The organism is Blastococcus sp. CCUG 61487, from assembly GCF_005222955.1.
Classification (GTDB): domain Bacteria; phylum Actinomycetota; class Actinomycetes; order Mycobacteriales; family Geodermatophilaceae; genus Blastococcus.
Window position 1 is genome coordinate 64,105 of record NZ_LWUA01000221.1, and the last position, 15,612, is coordinate 79,716.

Here is a 15,612-nt window from a genome sequence, read left to right on the forward strand (position 1 = left end):
CCGCCCTCCCCGCGGTGAGGTCCGGACGGAGGCTGCCGCGGCGGCTCGTGCAGCTCTACCTGGGCCTGGTGCTCTACGGCGCCTCGATGGCGCTGCTGGTCCGCTCCGGCCTGGGCGTGATGCCGTGGGACGTGCTGCACCAGGGCCTGGCCCGCCAGATCGGCTGGTCGATGGGGGCGGTGACCATCGCCGTCGGCGCGTTGGTGCTGCTGGCCTGGATCCCGCTGCGCGAGCGCCCGGGCCTGGGCACGGTCAGCAACGTCCTCGTCATCGGGCTGGTCCTGGACGCGGTGCTGGCGGTGCTCGAGGCGCCGTCCTCCCTCGCCGCGCGGATCGCCTTCGCCGTCGCCGGCGTCGTCCTCAACGCCGTGGCGACGGCGGCGTACGTGGGGGTGCAGCTCGGCCCCGGACCGCGGGACGGGCTGATGACCGGGCTGGTCCGCCGCACCGGCCGCTCGGTCCGGCTGGTCCGAACCTCCATCGAGGTCGCCGTCGTCGCGACCGGGTGGCTGCTCGGCGGCACCCTGGGCGTGGCCACCGTCGTCTACGCGCTGGCCATCGGCCCGCTGGTGCAGGTGCTGCTCCCTCCGCTCACCGTCAGCCCTGCTGCCCGGCCCACTCCGCCAGCCGGCGGTCCTGCTCCTCGGGGCTGACGTCCTCGACCTTGGTCATGACCGCCCACCGGTGGCCGAACGGGTCGTAGAGGGAGGCGAACCTGTCGCCGGTGACGAAGGTGTCGGGCTCCTCGCGCACCGTCGCGCCGCGCTCGACCGCCCTCGCGAAGACGGCGTCGACGTCGGCGACGTAGATGCAGGTCGAGGAGCTGACCGCGTCCCGCGAGCGATCCGGGACGACGAGGCCGTACTCGTCGTTCGGGTCGCCGAGCTGCAGCCGCCCGTCGCCGAAGTCCAGCTCCGCGTGCGGCACCGTGCCGTCCGGCGCATCCATGCGGCTGACCAGCGTCGCGCCGAACACGTCCTCGTAGAAGCGGATCGCCTCGGCCGCCGGGGAGCAGACGAGGAACGGGGTCAGGGTCGTGTAGCCCTCGGGCTTCCCATGCGTGATCGTCATGTCCCGATGCTCGCTAGCCTGCCGCCGTGGCGTCTTGGAAGAACGCGACAGCCGTCGACCGGGCGGCGACCCTGCGCGGTGTCCTGCGGCCGGACGAGACCGCCGAGCACGCCGGCCTGCGCCGCGACGCCCCGGTCAGCGAGGCGCTCCGGCCGTTCGTCGAGCGGTACTGGTCGGTGCGCTGGGACCGCACCGGCCGGCCACCGTTCCGGTCGGAGGTGCTCAGCCACCCCAGCGTGAACCTGTCGGTGGAGACCGGCACCGAGCCCCGGTTCGGCTTCACCCTGCCCGCCGTCCTCCTGCACGGCGTCGTCACCCGGCGGTTCACCGTCGACCTGACCGGCGCCGGGCGGGTGACCGCGGTGAAGTTCCGCCCGGGCGGCTTCACCGCCCTCACCGGCACCCTGCCGGGGCGGGACACCGTCGAGCCGCTGGGCGACCGGCTGGGGATCTCCGCGGCCCGACTGCTGGCCGACGTCCTGGCACCCGAGGACGACGAGGACCGCGCGGCGGCCCTGGACGCCGCCCTCGCGCCGCTCGCCGTCGCACCGCCGGACGCCTACCTCGACCTGCTGGGCCTCGTCGGCGCGATGATCTCCGACCGGGAGCTGGTGCGCGTCGACCAGGTGGCCGCGCTGGGTGGGCTGAGCGTCCGCTCCCTGCAGCGACTGTTCGCCGGCTACGTCGGGGTGAGCCCGAAGGCGGTGCTGGCCCGGTACCGCCTGCAGGACGCCGCCGCGGCGATCGACGCCGGGGAGGTCGACGACCTGGCCGGGCTGGCGGCGTCGCTGGGCTGGTTCGACCAGGCGCACTTCAGCCGCGACTTCCGGACTGTCGTCGGGGTCACTCCCTCGGCCTATCTCCAGCGGGCGCGTCGGGCTCCCGGGTCCGCAGACCCGCCCTGACCACGGGGACGACGGCGAGCACCAGCAGCGCCACCGCCAGCGGCCCGCCCAGCCCCCAGACGGCGAAGACGAGCAGCGAGGCGAGCTCGATGCCCAGGCCCGCGACGGAGGTGATCGTCGCGCGGTGCCGGCCGGCGATCCCGGCCTGCAGCCTGGCCTCGGCGACGACGAGCACCGCCAGGTAGAGCGCGTAGGCGATCGCGACCGCGCCGAGCGCCGCCGGCCGGGCCCAGAGCGCCGCCACCGCGAGGAGACCGGCCGCGGCGACCAGCATCCCCAGCAGCGCGGTGCCGGGGAGCCGGTCGGCCCGCCCACCGAGGGCGGCGCCGGCCGCCCCGGCCAGCGAGATGACCAGGACGGCGAACGGCACGGCGGCGGTGGGCACGCCCCAGTCGCCGGCCAGCACCGGGAAGTACTCCTCGATCGCGTCCAGACCACCGACCAGCGCGACGGCGAGCACCAGGACCCGCAGCGCCGGCGAGCGCAGCGCCTCCACCACTCCCTGCCGCAACGGCTCCTCGTCGCCGTCCTCGTCGTCGTCCTCGTCGGCCGCGCGCGGAGCCTCGGGGAAGCGGAGCGCCAGCGCCGCGGCGGACAGGCAGACGGCGACGCTCACCCAGCCGACCAGCGGATAGCCACCGAGCGCGAACAGCGCGGCGGACGCGAACGCCGTCGGCACCTGCACGAGGAGCTCGGCGGCGGTCATCCAGCCGTTGACGCGGGCGTAGCTCTCCCCCGCTCCCACAGCGGCCAGCCCGTCGTACACCAGCGCCTCGGCGGCCCCCGAGACCAACGCCCCGGCGACGCCCCAGAGCACGAAGCCGACCACGAACGCCCACGCCGCCGGCGCCGCCGTCCACACCGCGAAGCCGGCCGCCTGCAGGATCCCGCCCAGGACGACGACCCCGCGCCGGGACCACCTGTCGGCCAGCACCCCGGCCGGCACCTCGGTGACGAAGGAGGTGATCGACCAGACGGCGAACAGCAGCGACACCTGGGCGGCGGACAGGCCGGTGTCGAGGAAGAGCAGCGCGTACAGCGGGTACAGCGGCACCAGCTCGGAGAGCGCGGCCCAGCCCACCGCCAGCCGGGCGAGCGGCCGGGCGGGCGGCGGCAGTGCTGTCGAGGCGGCGGATCAATGTCGGCGCATGAGCGGCACGGTAGCGCCGGCGGGCGGGGAGCGCAGCCGCTTTCCCCAGCGGGGGCTACGCTGCCCGCGAAGGGGAGTAGCCCCCCGTCCGCTGGTCGACATGCTGGCGCGCCCGCTCGCGGGCCGCCCGGTCAGCGGGTCCGCGCCCGCGCGGATGGGCGAGACCTTCGATCGCAGCGTCCCGCGCTGCCGGTCGGAGGCTGCCCGCACCCGCCCGGTGGTGCCCGAGCGGAAGTAGGAATTCTCGTGGTCCTGTCGGTCGTCGTGGCCGCGTTCGTCCTGGTGCTCCCGGTGGAGCTCCCGGACAAGACGCTGTTCGCCAGCCTGGTGCTGGCCACCCGATTCCCGCACTGGCCGGTCTTCGTCGGCGTCGGGACGGCGTTCGGGCTGCAGGTCGCCATCGCGGTGACCGCCGGCTCGCTGCTGTCGCTGCTGCCGGAGGCGCTGGTGAGCGGCGTCGTCGCGGTGCTGTTCCTGGTAGGCGCGGTGATCCTGTGGCGCAGCGCGGACAGCGGGCCCGAGGACGCCGACGACACCGCCGAGGGGCGCGAGGGCCACTCCTTCTTCCGCGTGGCGGCCATCTCCTTCGGCGTCCTGTTCGCCGCCGAGTGGGGCGACCTCTCGCAGCTGGCAACCGCCGGCCTCGCGGCGCGCTACGACGAGCCGCTGTCGGTGTTCGTCGGCGCCTGGGCCGCGCTGCTCGTGGTCTCGGGGCTCGCCGTCTTCCTCGGCAAGAACCTCGCCGACCGGCTCCCCATCGCGCTCATCCGGCGGGTGGCCGCCGGACTGTTCCTCGTCTTCGCGGCGGTCGCCGTCGTCGAGACCGTCCGCGCCCTGGTCTGAGCGGATCACCGGGAACGCTTGACCCTGACGCGACGTCAGGCTGTTGCCTGGACCGCGTCAGAGGAAGGGAGGACCCGGTGAAGGTGGGAGAGGTCGCCGCGCTGGCCGGCGTCACGGTGCGCACTCTGCACCACTACGACCGGATCGGCCTGCTGTCGCCGTCCGGGCGGACGGCGGCCGGCTACCGGCAGTACGCGCCGGCCGATCTGGACCGGCTGCACGCGGTGCTGCTCTACCGCGAACTGGGCTTCCCCCTGGAGGAGGTCGCGACGTTGCTGTCCGGCGACGTTGATCCCGCCGAGCACCTGCGCCGGCAGCACCGGCTGCTGCGGGACCGGCTGGAGCGGACGCAGGCGATGGTCGCGGCCGTCGAGAAGGAGATGGAGGCACGGAACATGGGGATCTCGCTGACCCCGGAGGAGCGGTTCGAGGTGTTCGGGGACTGGTTGCCGGAGGAGTACGCGGCCGAGGCCGAGCAGAAGTGGGGCCAGACCGACGCGTGGGCGCAGTCCCAGCAGCGGACCCGCGCCATGACCAAGGAGGACTGGCTTCGGGTCAAGGCCGAGTCCGACGACGTCGAGGCGCGGTTCGCCGCGGCGCTGCGCTCCGGTGTCCCGGCGGACTCGGAGCAGGCGATGGACCTCGCCGAGGAGCACCGGCAGCAGATCAGCCGGAACTTCTACGACTGCTCGGTCGAGATCCACGCGGGTCTCGGGCGGATGTACGTCGAGGACCAGCGCTTCACCGCGTACTACGAGCGGATCGCTCCAGGTCTGGCGCAGTACGTGAGCACCGCCGTCCAGGCCAACGCCGCCCGCCAGAGCTGACCGCGAGGGGCCGGACCCCACCGGGATCGTGAGCGGCGCCACCCGTCATGCTCGCGCGGGATGAACCGCATCCCGGTGCACCTGCGCCATCCCGCCGTCCAGCGCGGCGTCCGGGCAGCTGTCGCCGCCGGGCTGGCCTGGCAGGTGGCGGTGCTGCTGCCGCCGTGGCTGTCCGACTACGCCTACTACGCCCCGCTCGGCGCGGTCATCGCCGTCCTGCCGACCATCGCGGACTCCGTCAGCGCCGCCTGGCGCAGCGTGCTGGCGATCCTCACCGGGTTCACCCTCGCCGTGGTGGTCTACGAGCTCACCCGGACGGTGCCCAACGCGCTCACCGTCGCGGCGATCGTGGCGCTGGCGGTGCTCATCGAGCAGTGGCGGCTGTGGCGGGAGCACGCCAGCTGGGTGAGCTTCGCCGCCGTCCTCATGCTCACCGTCGGGCTGGACGACCCCGACACCTACGTGCTCCGGTACGCCGGGCTGACCCTGCTCGGCGCGGTCATCGGCGTGCTGGTCACCACCGTGCTGTTCCCGCCGCTGCAGCTCACCCGAGCCGTGGAGGAGATCACCACCACCCGCGGCCTGCTGGCGCAGCACCTGCGCGACATCGCGGCCACGCTGCGGGACGGCCGGGTGCCCGACGTGTCGGAGTGGACCGACCGCAACCGCCGCCTCGACCGTGCGTTGGACCGCATGCGGCTGGCCGCCACCCGCGTCGAGCGGGCCCGCCGCGCCAATCCCCGCGCGCGCCGGTGGCAGGGCCGGGCGGCGGAGATCCGCGAGGAGGCGCGCGCCGTGGACCGCGTCGCCGTCCTGGTCGACGACCTCACCTCGCTGGTCGTGGAGTTCCACCCGCACCGGCGCGGCATCGACCAGGTCGACGCGGGCACCGGCTGGGTGCTCGCCGACACCCTGGACAGCCTCGCCGGCGTCGTCTCCACGCCGTACCACACCAGCGACGGGTCGACCCCGGACGAGCGCGACGAGCAGATCGCCCGAGCCGGGGTGGCGCTGGGCCGGCTGGTCGCCCTGCTGCGCGACTCCTCGGCGGACGACGACGAGGGGTTCTTCGCCCTCGGCGCGGTGGCCGTCGGGGTGCGGCGCAGCCTGACGGCGCTGCAGGCCGGCGAGCCGCGGCCCGTCGTCGCCTGATCCGCTCAGCTCTCCTCGGCGAGCACCCGCTCGGCCACGGGGACGGCGCGGGCCCGGTCCTCGGGCACCAGCCCGATCCGGGTCCGCCGGTCCAGCAGGTCGTCGACGGTGCGCGCCCCCTCGTGGCGCACGCCGAAGCGCAGCTCACCGACGGTCTCCGGCCGGCCCGGGACGACGAGGTCGGCCCCGAGCGCCTCGACCTCCGGTGCCTCCGTGCCGTAGCGGGCGACCAGCCGCGGCGAGGCCAGGATGCGCTCGAGCGCCGGCCGCGGCGCGGCCCCGATCAGCGCGAGTCGCCCGGTGGTCGCGCGGGCGGCCCGGCCCAGCCGCGCGACGACGGCGTCGACGGTCTCCTCCGCCATGGCCCGGTACGTGGTCAGCTTCCCGCCGACGACGGTGAGGACCGGTCCGTCCCAGCTCAGCAGGTGCTTGCGGGACAGGTCGGCGGTCGCGTCTCCCGGGCCGGTCCCCGCCGACTCCGGCAGCACGAGCGGCCGGTAGCCCGCGTACCGCCCGACGACGTCGTCCCTGGTCAGCGGCTGCTCCAGCACCTGGTTGACGGTGTCCAGCAGCTGCTGCACCTCGGCGTCGGAGGGCTGCGGGTCCTCGTCCGGCACGGGCCCCTCGACCGGCTCGTCGGTGATGCCCAGGTAGACCAGCCCGTCGGCCTGGGGCAGGGCGAAGACGTACCGCGAGCGGGACCCGGGCAGCGGCACGGTGAGCGCGGCCGACGGCGAGCCGAGCCGCTCGCCGCGCAGGACCAGGTGCGAGCCCCGGGAGGGCACCAGCCGGATGCCGGGCGCGAGCCGCTGCGACCAGACCCCGGCCGCGTTCACCACGACCCGCGCGCGCAGCGTGACCGCCTCGCCGTCGACGTCGGCGTGCACGTCGGCGCCGCCGACCGCGGTGACCGTCGCGCCGGTGAGCACGCGCGCGCCGTAGGCGGCGGCGGTGCGGGCCAGCGCGATGACCAGGCGGGCGTCGTCGCTGAGCTGCCCGTCCCAGAAGACGACGCCGCCGCGGCCGGGTCGGACGGCCGGCACGAGGCGGGCCACGTCGTCGGCCGAGACCCTGCGGGTGCCCGGCAGCGACCCGCGGCCGCCCATCACCGAGACCCGGACCAGGTCCCCGAGCCGGCCGCCGACCTCGCCCAGCGCGGAGACGTCGCGCCCGGCGGCATCGGGGATGAGGAACGGCAGGCGCCGCACCAGGTGCGGTGCCGTCGTCCCCATGAGGACGGCGCGCTCCCGGGCGCTCTCCCGGGCCAGCCCGATCTCGCCGTGGGCCAAGTAGCGCAGGCCGCCGTGGACGAGCTTGGACGACCAGCGGCTGGTGCCCGCGGCCAGGTCGGTGCGCTCCAGCAGCACGACCGAGAGCCCGCGCGCCGCCGCGTCCAGGGCGACGCCCGCGCCGGTCACCCCGCCGCCCACCACGACGACGTCGACCAGTGCACCGGCTGCCTCGGCCAGGTCGCGCGCACGCTGCCCGGCCGACAGGGAACCGATCACCGTGATCCATCTCGCATCGGCACCGGCAGACTGTATCCGTGCCCGAACAGCCGGAACTCACGATCCAGGGCTGGGGTCCCCACCCCGCCGACGCCTCCGCCGATGCCTCGGGTGAGCGCGCGCCCGCGCTCGAGGCCACCCTGCCCAAGGCCGCGCGCCGTCACCTGGCCCGCGAACTGGGCTGGACGCCGCGGTCCACGCCGCCGGTCGGCATCGACGAGATCCGCCTGCCGGCCTCCCGGCTGCCGGACGACGCGCGGGCCGCGCTGGCCGGGGTGGTCGGCGAGGAGAACGTGCGCACCGACCGCGAGTCGCGGCTGCGCCGGGCGGGCGGCAAGAGCTACCTGGACCTGCTGCGGCGCCGGTCCGGGGACGCCTCCGACGCTCCTGACGCCGTCGTCCTCCCCGGCACCACCGACGAGACCGCGGCCGTGCTCGCGCTGTGCAGCGAGCGTGACGTCGTCGTCGTCCCGTTCGGCGGGGGCACCAGCGTGGTGGGCGGGCTGGCCGGCATCGACCCCGACGACCGGCCGACGATCGCCCTGGACATGGGCCGGATGGCCTCGGTGCAGGAGCTGGACGTGCCGTCGTCGATGGTGCGGGTCGGCCCGGGCATGCGCGGGCCGGCGCTCGAGGAGGCGCTGGACCGCTCGGGGCTCATGTTCGGGCACCTGCCGCAGAGCTGGGAGTTCGCGACGATCGGCGGGTACGCGGCCACCCGCAGCGCGGGACAGGCGTCCACCGGGGTGGGCAGGTTCGACGACCTCGTCGCCGGGCTGACCCTGGCCACGCCGTCCGGCGTGCTGGAGCTGGGGCACGCGCCGGCGTCGGCCGCCGGGCCCGACCTGCTCGGGCTGGCGGTGGGCTCGGAGGGGACGCTCGGCGTGATCACCGAGGTCGCGCTGCGGGTGCGGCCGAAGCCGGCGACGACCGCCTACGAGGGCTGGTCGTTCCGCACGTGGGCCGGCGGGCTGGCGGCGCTGCAGCGGCTCGCGCGGCACGACCTGCTGCCCGACGTCGTCCGGCTCTCCGACGCCGACGAGACGCGGGCCAACCTGCTCAACTCGGGCAGCGCCGGCGCGCGGGTGCTCCGGGGCATGCTGCGCGCCCGCGGGCACGCCGAGGGCTGCATGCTCGTCGTCGGCTGGGAGGGGCTGCCCGACATCGTGCGGGCGCGCACCCGGGCCGCCTCGGCGCTGCTGCGCGAGGGCGGGGCGATCCGGCTGGGACGGCCCGTCGGCGAGGCGTGGCGCAAGCACCGGTTCGGGGCGCCCTACGTGCGGGACACGCTGCTGGACTCCGGCCTGCTGGTCGAGACGCTGGAGACCGCGGCCACCTGGGCGGCGCTGCCCACCGTGTACGACGCCGTCCGCCGCGCGCTGCGCGACTCGCTGACCAGGGGGAGCCGCCGTCCGCTGATCATGACGCACGTCTCGCACGGCTACCCGACCGGCGGCTCGCTGTACTTCACCGTGCTGGCCGACCGCGACGAGGAACTGCCCATCCAGCAGTGGCTCGCGGCGAAGCGGGCGGCCACCGACGCGATGCTGACCGCGGGCGGGACTGTCACCCACCACCACGCCGTCGGCGCGGACCACCGGCCGTGGATGGACCGGGAGATCGGCCCGCTGGGCGTGGAGGTGCTGCGCGCGGTCAAGGCGCGGCTGGACCCGAAGAACATCTGCAACCCGGGCGTCCTGCTCCCCGACTGAGACCTTCCGGCTGGGATCAGGTGACCTGATCGTGCGGCGTCCTCCCTCACGGTGGGCGCTGAGGGAGGACGCCGGAGGATCAGGTCACCTGATCATCGACGGGCGCGGCCGGGGGTCAGGTGGCGATGCCGCCGTCCACCGGGATGATCGTCCCGGTCAGGTAGGAGCCGGCCCGCGAGCTCAGGAAGACCGCGATGCCGGCCATGTCGTCGGGGCGTCCGATCCGCCCGAGCGGCACGCGCTTGTTCATCTCGTCCCCGGCCGCGGCGAGCGTGGCGGCCATCATCTTCGACTCGAACGGCCCCGGGGCGACGGCGTTCACCGTGATCCGGCGCGGCGCGAGCTCCTTGGACAGGTTGCGGGTCAGCTGGTGCACCGCGGCCTTGGACGTCGAGTACGAGTAGGTGCGCGCCGCGCTGGGCTGCAGTCCGGCGATGCTGCCGATGTTGATGATCCGCGCCGGGTCCTCGTGCGAGGCGGCCTTCTCCAGCAGCGGCAGGAAGGCGCGGGTGACGAAGAACGGCGCCTTGAGGTTGAGGTTCAGCACCTTGTCCCACGCCGACTCGGGGAACTTCTCGAAGTCCTCGCCCCAGGTCGCGCCGGCGTTGTTGACCAGGATGTGCACCTGCTCCTCGCGCTTGCCGACCTCCTCGGCCAGCCGGATGCACTCGGCCTCGGTGGAGACGTCGGCGGGGATGGAGACGGCCTCGCCGAACTCGGCCAGCTCGGCGACGGCGGCGTCGCCCGCCTCGGCCTTGCGGGAGCTGATGTAGACGCGGGCCGCTCCGGCCTGGAGGAAACCGCGGGCGATCATCAGGCCGATGCCCCGGGTACCCCCGGTCACCACGGCCACCTTGCCGGTCAGGTCGAACAGGTCCACGCGGTACCTCCGGGTGCACGGTGCCGGCTGCGTCGCCGGGCCTCCCCGCACACTAACCAGCGGGTCGGAGCCGCCCCGCGGGCGTCCGGCGCGACGGCTGTGCCAGCCTTCCGATCATGACCACGTCCCCGGACATGGGCGCCACCAGCGAGGTCGGCACGCTGCGCACGGTGCTGCTGCACCGGCCCGGCGACGAGCTGCGCCGGCTGACCCCGCGCAACAACGACGGGCTGCTCTTCGACGGCATCCCGTGGGTGGCCCGGGCGCAGGAGGAGCACGACGCGTTCGCCGCGGCGCTCACCGACCGCGGCGTCGAGGTGCTCTACCTGGACCGGCTGCTGGTCGAGATCCTCTCCTTCCCGTCGGCGCGTGCGGAGCTCATCGGCGCGGCGGTCGACGACCCCCGGCTCGGCGCCACCCTGCAGCGCGCGGCCACCCGCCACCTCGCCTGGCTCGACCCCGAGGAGCTGGCCGCCACCCTCATCGGCGGCCTGGCGCACGACGAGCTGCGCGGCGGCCGGGGGCTGGCCTACGAGGTGATGGACCGCTCGGACTTCGTCGTCCCCCCGCTGCCCAACCTGCTGTTCACCCGCGACTCCTCCACCTGGATCGGCGACCAGGTCGCGGTCACCTCGCTGGCCCTTCCGGCGCGGCACCGCGAGAGCACGATCACCGCGGCCGTCTACACCCACCACCCGCGGTTCGCCGGAGTGGAGCAGCTCTACGCGTCGAACCTCGAGCACCTCGAGGGCGGCGACGTCCTGCTGCTGGCCCCGGGCGTGCTCGCCGTCGGCGTCGGCGAGCGGACGACGCCGGGCGGCGCGGAGCGGCTGGCGCGGCGGGTGTTCGCCCGCGGGCTGGGGCACACGGTGCTCGTCGTCCCCATCGCCCAGCGGCGGGCCACCATGCACCTGGACACCATCGCCACGATGGTCGACGTCGACGCGCTGGTCATCTACCCGCCCATGGCCGAGTCGCTGCGCGCCTGGACCGTCACCGCCCCCGAGGGAGTGGCCGACGACGCCGACCCGGTGGAGCTGACCGTCACCGGCCCGCAGCCCTTCCTCGAGGCGGCCGCGGCGGCGATGGGCATCGCCAGGCTGCGGGTGATCGACACCGGCCTGGACCCGGTCACCGCCGAGCGCGAGCAGTGGGACGACGGCAACAACACCCTGGCGCTGGCCCCCCGGCTCACCGTCGCCTACGAGCGGAACACCGTCACCAACGCGGCCCTCGAGGCCGCCGGCATCGAGGTCATCAGGGTCGCCGGCTCCGAGCTGGGCAGCGGCCGCGGCGGGCCGCGGTGCATGTCCTGCCCGATCACCCGCGATCCGCTGTGAGCAGAGGAGCTGGCATGCGACGTCCCCTCGCCCTCGCCGGGGCGGCGGCCCTGGCCGCCGCAGCGGGCGCCACAGCACGGCGGGTGGCCGGCTTCCGGCCGGCGCGCGGCACCGTCGACCCGGTCGACCTCACCGGTCTGGACGCCGACGCCGCGGCGGCCCGCCTCGCCGACCTCATCCGCATCCCGACGGTCTCCTACCGGGACAGGTCGCAGATCGACCAGGCGGCGTTCGCCGAGTACCGCGCCCGGCTGGCCGAGCTGTACCCGGCGACGCACGCCGCGCTGGAGCGCGAGCAGCTCGGCGACGGCGCCCTGCTGTACCGCTGGCGCGGCAGCACCGACGAGCCGCCGCTGGTGCTCATGGCGCACTACGACGTCGTCCCGGTGGAGGGGCAGGACTGGAGCCGCGACCCGTTCTCCGGCCTGATCGAGGACGGCGTCGTGCACGGCCGCGGCGCCATCGACGACAAGGGCTCGATGGTCGCGATCCTCGAGGCGGTGGAGGCGCTGGTCACCGAGGGCTTCACCCCGCGACGCGACGTCTACCTGTCGTTCGGCAACGACGAGGAGGTCACCGGCGTCGGCGCCCAGCTCGCCGTCGCGGCGTTCACCGAGCGCGGCATCCGGCCGTGGGCGGTGGTCGACGAGGGCGGCGCGGTGGTGACCGGCATGTTCCCCGGCGTCCCCGGGCAGATCGCCGTCGTCGGGCTGGCCGAGAAGGGCAGCCTCAACGTCGAGCTGGTCACCACCGACCCGGGCGGGCACGCGGCGTCGCCCGTGCCCGGCGGCGCGCCGGCGCGGCTGGCGAAGGCGATCCTCGCCGTCGACGCGCAGCCGTTCCCGGCCCGGCTCAACGACGTCGTCCTCGGCATGGTCGACGCCGCCGGCCGGCACGCGCCCGGCCCGCTGCGGGCCGTGTTCGCGAACGCACGGGCGCTGGGCCCGGTGCTGGCCGCCGTCCTCTCCCGCGCCGGCCGGGAGGCCAACGCCCTGGTGCGGACGACGGTGGCGGTGACCCGGCTGGAGGGCAGCAAGGCCTCGAACGTGCTGGCGACGACGGCGACGGCGCACCTGAACATCCGGATCGCGCTGGGCGAGACCGTGGACTCGACGGTTGCCCGGCTGCGACGGGTCATCGCCGACGAGTCGGTGGAGCTGCGGGTGCTCACCGGCAACGACCCCTCGCCGGTCTCCCGGACCGACAACGAGGCGTACGCGCTGGTCGCCGCCGCGGCGCAGGCGGCCTACCCCGACGCGGTGGTGGCGCCGTACCTGATGGTGCAGGCCAGCGACTCCCGGCACTTCAGCCAGATCTGCGACAGCGTCTACCGGTTCATGCCGTTCGACGTGACCCGTGAGGAGCTGGCCGCGCTGCACGCCGCCGACGAGCGGATCACCGTCGCGGCGCTGCACCGCGGAGCCGGCTTCATGCGGCACCTGATCCGCAGCGTCTGAGCGTCTGGACCCCGAGCGCGGCAGGACTTCTTCCCGCACAGTCGGACTCTGCTTCCATCGGTAAGCAGAGTCCGACTGTCCGCGGAAAAGGTTGTCGGGCGGCGGCTCCGCCCGACCCGAAGGGTGTCCGCGAGGGTCAGCGGATGGTGATCTGCCGGGAGAGCAGCCCGGCGCGGGCGCGGCGCTCGTCGGCATCCAGCGGCTCGGTCACCGCGAGCGCGTCGGTCAGCCGGGCCTGCCACTGGGTGGCCGGCTCGATCCAGTCCTCGGCGGGCACGTCCGCGGGCAGGTCCCACACCGGGACGACGAGGCCGTGCGCCCGGAAGGCGCCGGCGTACCGGGTGCCCTCGCCGAGCAGGATCGGCTCGCCGGCCGCGCGCAGCCGGGCCAGCGCGTCGAGCAGCGGCTCCTCCCGCTCACCGCGCACCCAGCGCAGGTGGGCGCGCTCGGAGCCGGGCCGCACCCAGTACGCGGCATCGAGCCCGGGCAGCCGGACGGTCGGCAGGATCGCCTCGTTGGCCTGCTGCAGGCCGGCCTGCGCGGCGGGGCCGGCGTCGGTGCCCTCCAGCCAGAAGCCGAAGTCCTCGTGCACGGTCACCTCGAAGGGCGCCGAGAGGTCCAGCAGCTCCTGCAGCCGGGGGCCGGCCGAGCCCGCGCCGCCGATCGGGCCCGGGTCGACCGGCGCGCCGGCCGGGGCCTCGAGCGCGGCGGCCAGCGCGGTGCCGATGTCGCGGCTGACGTCGTCGGAGGTGGCGTGCAGCTGGACGCCGATCATGATCTCGCCGTCGCTGCGCACCAGCGCGGGCGTCCCGCCGGGCAGCACGCTGGCGAGGGTGACGTCGCGGCCGTCCGTCGTCCGCAGCTTCGCCGTCGCGGCCGGCACGAGCTCGCGCAGCGCGACCCAGTCGGCCTCGCCGGGCAGCCCCTCGAAGGAGCGGATCACCGGGGGCGCGTAGCCGGACCCGTGGCAGTGCTTGTAGCGGCGGCCGGATCCGCATGGGCACGGCGCCTTGGGGTTGACCCCCTCCGGCGCGGCGGCGGGTGCGGAGGAGCGCTTGCGGGAAGCCATGCCCGTCAGCGTATGCGGGGAAGGAACCGGCACTGGAAGGTGAGGCGGGTCACTGGCAGGATCCGGATCATGCGCGGCCTGATGCAGGACATCCCCCTCACCATCGACACGATCTTCCGGCACGCCGAGAAGCACTACGGCGACGTGCCGATCGTGACCAACAGCCCCCAGGGCGTCTCCCGGACCACCTACGGCGAGTGGGCCCAGCGCACCCGCCGGCTGGGCGGCGTGCTGGACACCCTCGGCATCAGCGCCGACGGGCGGGTGGGCACGTTCGGCTGGAACAGCCAGCGCCACCTGGAGCTGTACTTCGCCGCCCCGTGCACCGGCCGCGTGCTGCACACGCTCAACATCCGGCTCTTCCCCGAGCAGCTCACCTACATCGCCAACCACGCCGAGGACGAGGTCGTCTTCGTCGACCGCTCGGTCTTCCCGCTGTTCTGGCCGCTGGTCGACACGATGAAGACGGTCAAGCACGTCGTCGTCATGGAGGACGGCGGGGACGCGGAGCTGCCCGACGACCCGCGGATCAGCGACTACGAGACGCTGCTGGCCGCCGCGGAGCCGGTCGACTTCGACGTCCGCGACGAGTACCTGGCCGCCTCCATGTGCTACACGAGCGGCACCACCGGCAACCCCAAGGGCGTCGTCTACTCGCACCGCTCGACGGTGCTGCACACGATGGCCGCGCTCTCCCCGAACGCGTTCGGGCTCAGCGTCCGCGACGTCGCGATGCCGGTCGTCCCGATGTTCCACGCCAACGCCTGGGGCATCGCCCAGGCCGCACCCGCCGCGGGCGCCGCGCTGGTCTTCCCCGGGCCGATGATGCAGCCCGAGGCGCTGGCGAAGCTGATCGTCGACGAGGGCGTCACCTTCACCGCCGGCGTCCCCACCATCTGGCAGGGCGTACTCCCGCACCTGGCCGGCCAGCCGCACAAGCTGCGCGAGATCGGCTGCGGCGGCTCCGCGGTGCCCAAGGCATTGAGCGAGGCCTACCGCGAGCAGGTCGGCCTGCCGATCCTCCAGGCGTGGGGCATGACCGAGACCTCGCCGGTCGCCTCGTCGGGGATCCTCCCCAAGCGGTACGAGGACGCCGACGACGAGACCAAGGCGAACGTCCGCGCCCGGGCCGGCGTCCCGCTGTTCGGCGTCGAGGCGCGGATCGTCGACGCCGACACCCTCGAGGCGCAGCCCTGGGACGACACCGCGACCGGTGAGCTGCAGGTGCGCGGCAACTGGTGCGCCGCCGACTACTACAACCCCGACGCCGGCGTGCAGCTCACCACCGACGACGGCTGGATGAAGACCGGCGACGTCGCCGCGATGGACGAGTTCGGCTCGATCCGCATCGCCGACCGCACCAAGGACCTCATCAAGTCCGGTGGCGAGTGGATCAGCTCGGTGGACCTGGAGAACGCGATCATGAGCCACCCGAAGGTGGCCGAGGCCGCGGTGGTCGGGGTGCCGCACCCGAAGTGGGACGAGCGCCCGCTGGCCTGCGTCGTCGTCAAGCAGGGCGAGACGGTGACCGAGGAGGAGATCCTCGAGCACCTCAAGCCGCTGGTGGCGAAGTGGTGGCTGCCCGACGCGGTGGAGTTCATCGACGAGGTGCCCAAGACCAGCGTCGGCAAGTTCTCGAAGAAGGACCTGCGCGCCAAGTTCGCCGAGTACGAGCTGAAGTCCTGACTTCTCTGCTTT

General features: G+C 74.6%; 14 protein-coding genes. 9 read left to right on the forward strand and 5 right to left on the reverse strand.

What is annotated here, in order from left to right:
- Positions 1-14 precede the first annotated feature (14 nt).
- A complete protein-coding gene (gene yczE / locus A6V29_RS11140; RefSeq protein WP_137160343.1) occupies positions 15-653 on the forward strand; it encodes a membrane protein YczE in 639 nt (212 codons plus the stop codon).
- Here yczE and A6V29_RS11145 read toward each other — a convergent pair.
- Positions 598-1,071 (reverse strand): VOC family protein, encoded by a 474-nt coding sequence (locus A6V29_RS11145; RefSeq protein WP_137160344.1) that lies wholly within the window; start codon positions 1,069-1,071, stop codon positions 598-600. The two genes, yczE and A6V29_RS11145, sit on opposite strands and share 56 nt — an antisense overlap.
- Before the next feature lie 26 nt (positions 1,072-1,097).
- Between A6V29_RS11145 and A6V29_RS11150 the strand changes: the two genes are divergently transcribed.
- Entirely contained in the window at positions 1,098-1,976 is an 879-nt protein-coding gene (locus tag A6V29_RS11150; protein ID WP_137160345.1) for a helix-turn-helix domain-containing protein, read from the forward strand.
- Here A6V29_RS11150 and A6V29_RS11155 read toward each other — a convergent pair.
- Positions 1,915-3,057 carry an MFS transporter gene (locus A6V29_RS11155; RefSeq protein ID WP_137160346.1) on the reverse strand — a complete coding sequence of 381 codons (1,143 nt, stop codon included), beginning with the start codon at positions 3,055-3,057 and terminating at the stop codon, positions 1,915-1,917. The genes A6V29_RS11150 and A6V29_RS11155 overlap by 62 nt on opposite strands.
- 315 nt (positions 3,058-3,372) lie before the next feature.
- Between A6V29_RS11155 and A6V29_RS11160 the strand changes: the two genes are divergently transcribed.
- The 3 genes from A6V29_RS11160 (at position 3,373) to A6V29_RS11170 (ending at position 5,948) form a co-directional block, all read left to right on the forward strand.
- On the forward strand, positions 3,373-3,969 hold the full coding sequence (locus tag A6V29_RS11160; RefSeq protein ID WP_137160347.1) for a TMEM165/GDT1 family protein: 597 nt from the start codon (positions 3,373-3,375) through the stop codon (positions 3,967-3,969).
- A 77-nt stretch (positions 3,970-4,046) separates the two neighbouring features.
- A complete protein-coding gene (locus A6V29_RS11165) occupies positions 4,047-4,796 on the forward strand; it encodes a MerR family transcriptional regulator (RefSeq protein ID WP_137160348.1) in 750 nt (249 codons plus the stop codon).
- Positions 4,797-4,856: 60 nt separating this feature from the next.
- Positions 4,857-5,948, forward strand: a complete 1,092-nt coding sequence (locus A6V29_RS11170) for an FUSC family protein (RefSeq protein WP_137160349.1) — start codon at positions 4,857-4,859, stop codon at positions 5,946-5,948.
- Between the two features lie 5 nt (positions 5,949-5,953).
- On the opposite strand, the gene A6V29_RS11175 is transcribed toward A6V29_RS11170, so the two are convergent.
- Entirely contained in the window at positions 5,954-7,456 is a 1,503-nt protein-coding gene (locus tag A6V29_RS11175) for a glycerol-3-phosphate dehydrogenase/oxidase (RefSeq protein ID WP_137160350.1), read from the reverse strand.
- A gap of 38 nt (positions 7,457-7,494) precedes the next feature.
- Here A6V29_RS11175 and A6V29_RS11180 point away from each other — a divergent pair, with 38 nt between their 5' ends.
- Positions 7,495-9,168 carry an FAD-binding oxidoreductase gene (locus A6V29_RS11180; RefSeq protein WP_137160351.1) on the forward strand — a complete coding sequence of 558 codons (1,674 nt, stop codon included), beginning with the start codon at positions 7,495-7,497 and terminating at the stop codon, positions 9,166-9,168.
- A 115-nt stretch (positions 9,169-9,283) separates the two neighbouring features.
- Here the strand turns inward: A6V29_RS11180 and A6V29_RS11185 are convergent, their stop codons facing one another.
- On the reverse strand, positions 9,284-10,048 hold the full coding sequence (locus A6V29_RS11185) for an SDR family oxidoreductase (protein WP_137160352.1): 765 nt from the start codon (positions 10,046-10,048) through the stop codon (positions 9,284-9,286).
- A gap of 116 nt (positions 10,049-10,164) precedes the next feature.
- On the opposite strand from A6V29_RS11185, the gene A6V29_RS11190 reads away from it, so the two are divergent.
- Both A6V29_RS11190 and A6V29_RS11195 read left to right on the forward strand, forming a co-directional pair.
- The gene (locus A6V29_RS11190; RefSeq protein WP_249933171.1) at positions 10,165-11,388 is read left to right on the forward strand and encodes an arginine deiminase; all 1,224 of its coding nucleotides are present in this window, start codon (positions 10,165-10,167) and stop codon (positions 11,386-11,388) included.
- Positions 11,389-11,402: 14 nt separating this feature from the next.
- Positions 11,403-12,845, forward strand: coding sequence for a M20/M25/M40 family metallo-hydrolase (locus tag A6V29_RS11195; RefSeq protein WP_137160353.1), 1,443 nt, complete (start codon positions 11,403-11,405; stop codon positions 12,843-12,845).
- Between the two features lie 136 nt (positions 12,846-12,981).
- Here A6V29_RS11195 and A6V29_RS11200 read toward each other — a convergent pair whose 3' ends face one another.
- Positions 12,982-13,914 (reverse strand): DUF5926 family protein, encoded by a 933-nt coding sequence (locus A6V29_RS11200; RefSeq protein ID WP_137160354.1) that lies wholly within the window; start codon positions 13,912-13,914, stop codon positions 12,982-12,984.
- 69 nt (positions 13,915-13,983) lie between these two features.
- On the opposite strand from A6V29_RS11200, the gene A6V29_RS11205 reads away from it, so the two are divergent.
- Entirely contained in the window at positions 13,984-15,600 is a 1,617-nt protein-coding gene (locus A6V29_RS11205) for a long-chain fatty acid--CoA ligase (RefSeq protein ID WP_137160355.1), read from the forward strand.
- Positions 15,601-15,612 lie beyond the last annotated feature (12 nt).

What these genes read in the sequence shown, in the direction of transcription:
- A6V29_RS11145 (WP_137160344.1), bottom strand. Translation starts at nt 1,071, where the DNA reads ATGACGATCACGCATGGGAAGCCCGAGGGCTACACGACCCTGACCCCG.
- A6V29_RS11170 (WP_137160349.1), top strand. Translation starts at nt 4,857, where the DNA reads ATGAACCGCATCCCGGTGCACCTGCGCCATCCCGCCGTCCAGCGCGGC.
- A6V29_RS11190 (WP_249933171.1), top strand. Translation starts at nt 10,165, where the DNA reads ATGACCACGTCCCCGGACATGGGCGCCACCAGCGAGGTCGGCACGCTG.
- A6V29_RS11195 (WP_137160353.1), top strand. Translation starts at nt 11,403, where the DNA reads ATGCGACGTCCCCTCGCCCTCGCCGGGGCGGCGGCCCTGGCCGCCGCA.
- A6V29_RS11200 (WP_137160354.1), bottom strand. Translation starts at nt 13,914, where the DNA reads ATGGCTTCCCGCAAGCGCTCCTCCGCACCCGCCGCCGCGCCGGAGGGG.
- A6V29_RS11205 (WP_137160355.1), top strand. Translation starts at nt 13,984, where the DNA reads ATGCGCGGCCTGATGCAGGACATCCCCCTCACCATCGACACGATCTTC.